Source organism: Ohtaekwangia sp., assembly GCF_036786105.1.
Classification (GTDB): Bacteria; Bacteroidota; Bacteroidia; order Cytophagales; family Cyclobacteriaceae; genus Ohtaekwangia.
In genome coordinates, this window is record NZ_DAIQRQ010000127.1 from 1 (window position 1) to 3,665 (window position 3,665).

Sequence of the window (3,665 nt, forward strand, 5' to 3'; positions counted from 1 at the left end):
ACTTCTTACTTCTTACTTCTTACTTCTTACTTCTTACTTCTTACTTCTTACTTCTCACCACATTATCACAAATAACCGCAGTAGCAATGGCTGCATTAAGCGACTCGGCTTTACCATAACGGGGAATGGTGATTTTTTGTGTAATGAACTGCTCCAGCGGTGCTGATATACCGCGTGATTCATTGCCGATCACGATCAATCCTCCGCTGCCAAAGTCTGTGCGATGCACATCTTTACCATCGAGGTAAGCACCATATATAGGCAAGCTGATACCCGGCAAATATTCCGTGAGGTTGGTATAGTATATCTCTACGCGGCAGAACGATCCCATGGTAGCACTGATCACTTTTGGATTATAGAAATCGGCAGTCTCTTCGGAGGCAATGATCTTGTGTATACCAAACCAGTCGGCTGTGCGGATTATGGTGCCCAGGTTGCCGGGGTCGCGTATATCATCGAGTACCAGGGCAAACTCGTTGGCCTGTATAGCCAGTCGGTTGTTCTGTTTTATACGGGCAACGGCCAGTGCCGAGTCGTTCGTTTGAAATTCACTGAGGTCGCTCAGCTCCTTTTCGGTGACTTCCATTATCTCGGCCGGGATATGCGTTGGTATGTGCCGGAGAAAATCGGCAGTGCCAAGTATCATGCTCACTTCAAAGCCGGAAGTCAATAATTCCTGCACACTCTTTGCACCTTGAACCACAAAACATTGCTCCTGTTTCCGGTATTTCTTTACTTGCAAAGATTTGATAAACTTGATTTTGGCTTTAGACAGCATTGTTATCGCTTGAGTACGCTGAAACGTAAATATTTTCTTTTTACCGCCTTGCTCCCATTCCTGCTCTCCGGCTGTCTGGGAATAAAGCACCTGAAAGAAAATGAAAAGTTATTGTATCGCCAAAGAATCGAAGCTCCGGGCACCATAGATGCCAGCGCCCTGCAAAACCTCCACGCACAACGCCCCAACCGAAAGTTCATCATCCGGCCACTGGCCCCTCTTGTAAGCATTTATTATCTCGGTAATCGCTTCTACGACCAGGAGAAGATGATCCAGAAGAAAGACCGGATCGAGAAGAAGTTCGATGCCAAGATCGCGCGCAGCAAACGTGATAAACGCATCAACAACCTGCAATTCCGGAAGCAGCAGAAAAGCGAGAAGCTCGCGGATAAAATTGAGAACGGCAACACAGTCATGCAATGGGGCGAGCCAATCGCGGTGTTCGACAGCAGCCTGGTGCGGCTCACACTTGGCCGCTTCCACAGTTATCTTTTCTCGAAGGGTTATTTTACGAATAAGGTATACGCCGTAGTCGATACCATGAAGCTATATCCGAAGCGGGTAAAAGTAATCTATAAGGTTATCCCCGGCCAGCCGTATGTATTTGATTCAATCTTCTACCAGATACCCGACACAGCCATCAACCGAATCGTGATCACGAACGAGCGCTTCAGCATGCTGAAGAAGGGCGAGCATTACGATGAAGATAAACTCACCAAAGAACGCGAGCGTCTTGATCTGATGCTGAAAGATAATGGCTATTATGACTTCAGTCGGCAGTATATAGAATATGCTACGGATACATCGTTCCACTCACCTGAACGGAAAGTAGCCGTGATGGTCATCATCAACGATCCGGCCAAGCGCGGATTTCACAAGAAGTTTATGGTAGATGAAGTGCACTTCACTACAGATATAGGTATAAATAAACCCGGAAAAGAACGCACCAGTCGCACCTATCGGGATATTCAATACAATTACTATGAAGACAACTATAACCTGAAGATTCTGTCGCAGCGCGTGTTCATCAAGCGTGGTGATTTATATAGTCGCTCGAAGACGCTGAACACACAACGTCAGTTGGCAAATGTAGATGCATTCAAGTTTGTAAACATCAATTACGATTCGTCCAACGGTAAATTCGTAACTACCATCTTTACCAGTCCGCTGCCGCGATATGAATGGAGTAACGAAGCCGGTGTTAATGTGACGCAAGGTTTTCCAGGTCCATTCTACAACATGACGTTCAAGAAGCGAAATGTATTCAACGGCATGGAAACGTTCGATATCAGTGGCCGTTTCGGATTTGAAGGGGTTGCTTCCGCTACCGAAGATCAGAACTTTTATAAAAGTACAGAAGCCGGTGTAAATGCATCGCTCACCTTCCCGCAGTTCATTTGGCCATTCAAAGACCGAACGCGCTTCAAGCACGCGGAGTTTAATCCCAAAACTAAATTTACTGCGGGTTATGCCTATACCGACCGACCTGAATACAGACGAACTGCCTTCTCGATCAACGGCACATACTCGTGGCAGAATAATAAGAACAGGCTATATCAGCTTACACCGGTCAACCTGAGCGTGATTGATACGGCCAATCTCTCTAAAAACTTCAAGGAGCTGCTGGCACAACAAGGCGCGCTGGGTAATTTCAGTCTGCTCAATTCATTCCGTCCTTCGTTTGTAAACAGTATCATTTTTGGTGTAACGTGGAATTACCGGAACTACGGCAACCAGGAACGAAGCTCAGGCTTTATCCGCGCGCAGCTGGAAAGCGGTGGTACGATCTGGAATTTCATCGATCCATCCCTGGTAACACAGTATCAACTGGAGTATTTCAAGTACCTGCGGTTTAGTCTTGACTTGCGCAGAATCAATGTGATTGACCGGAATACAACGGTGGCCTATCGCTTCAACTCCGGTGTTGCCTACTCGTATTCGAAGAATAAAAGTTTACCATACGAGAAATTTTTCTTTGCCGGCGGTAGTAATAGTATACGCGCGTGGCGTCCACGAAGATTGGGGCCCGGGTCGTTCAAACCCCGTAAAACCGAAGACCCGGAATCAAACGGCAACCCGGTGAAGGACGGTATGTTTGACTATAACATTGAACAGCCAGCAGAGATACTGATGGAAGCAAGTATTGAAGTGCGGCAAAAACTTTTCGGTTTTGTAAGCGGTGCTATATTCTTTGATGCCGGGAATACGTGGACATTCCAGGAACGCAAAAAAACAGTAAATGGTGTTGTGGTGGCGAATGGTAATTCACAATTCAAGGTCGATCAGTTCTATAAAGAGATTGCATTGGGTACGGGCTTCGGACTTCGCTTCGACTTTACATTTCTTATACTTCGTTTCGATGTGGGTATGAAGGTAATTGATCCTGCGCGTGATGAAGGCGATCGTTTTGTACTGAACAAGATACGATTCTTCAAGCCTTACGCTACGGAAGTGAAGAACGGAGAAACAACTACCTATATCAATTACAGAGAACCAGTAATCTATAACGTAGGTATTGGATTTCCTTTTTAATTTTTTCCCACAGACAAAATCAAAAAGCACAGAAGTACGCAGAAATGAATGCAAGAGTCCCGAAGACAGGAAGTCCGATAGAACTTTGCAGCAGCTAAATAAAAAACTCCCATAAAGTCTCCCACAGAACTCACAGAAGTACACAGAAAGTTTCCGCAGATGGCCCGGATTACCCGATATATATACTCTGTGTAACTTTGTGCCTTCTTTGCGCCCCTCTGTGCAATTGGATTTTTATTCCCCACTTTCGGACTTCCCGACTTGTATTTTCTCTCCCAGCAGCTCGTAGCCAGAGGCTAATAGCTATTGGTGTCCGGGGAAAATTGAAAATGGTTGAAAATGTTTGAATAGAGAT

The 3,665-nt window shown here is 45.7% G+C and carries 2 protein-coding genes; one reads left to right on the top strand and one right to left on the bottom strand.

Annotation, left to right across the window (positions count from 1 at the left end; genetic code table 11):
- Positions 1-40: 40 nt before the first annotated feature.
- Positions 41-778 carry a TrmH family RNA methyltransferase gene (locus V7Q33_RS23245; protein WP_333821484.1) on the bottom strand — a complete coding sequence of 246 codons (738 nt, stop codon included), beginning with the start codon at positions 776-778 and terminating at the stop codon, positions 41-43.
- Positions 779-787: 9 nt separating this feature from the next.
- Here V7Q33_RS23245 and tamL point away from each other — a divergent pair, with 9 nt between their 5' ends.
- On the top strand, positions 788-3,310 hold the full coding sequence (gene tamL / locus V7Q33_RS23250) for a translocation and assembly module lipoprotein TamL (protein ID WP_333821485.1): 2,523 nt from the start codon (positions 788-790) through the stop codon (positions 3,308-3,310).
- The last annotated feature ends 355 nt before the right edge of the window (positions 3,311-3,665 follow it).

Coding starts and splice junctions, on each gene's coding strand:
- V7Q33_RS23245 (WP_333821484.1), bottom strand. CDS start 778: ATGCTGTCTAAAGCCAAAATCAAGTTTATCAAATCTTTGCAAGTAAAG.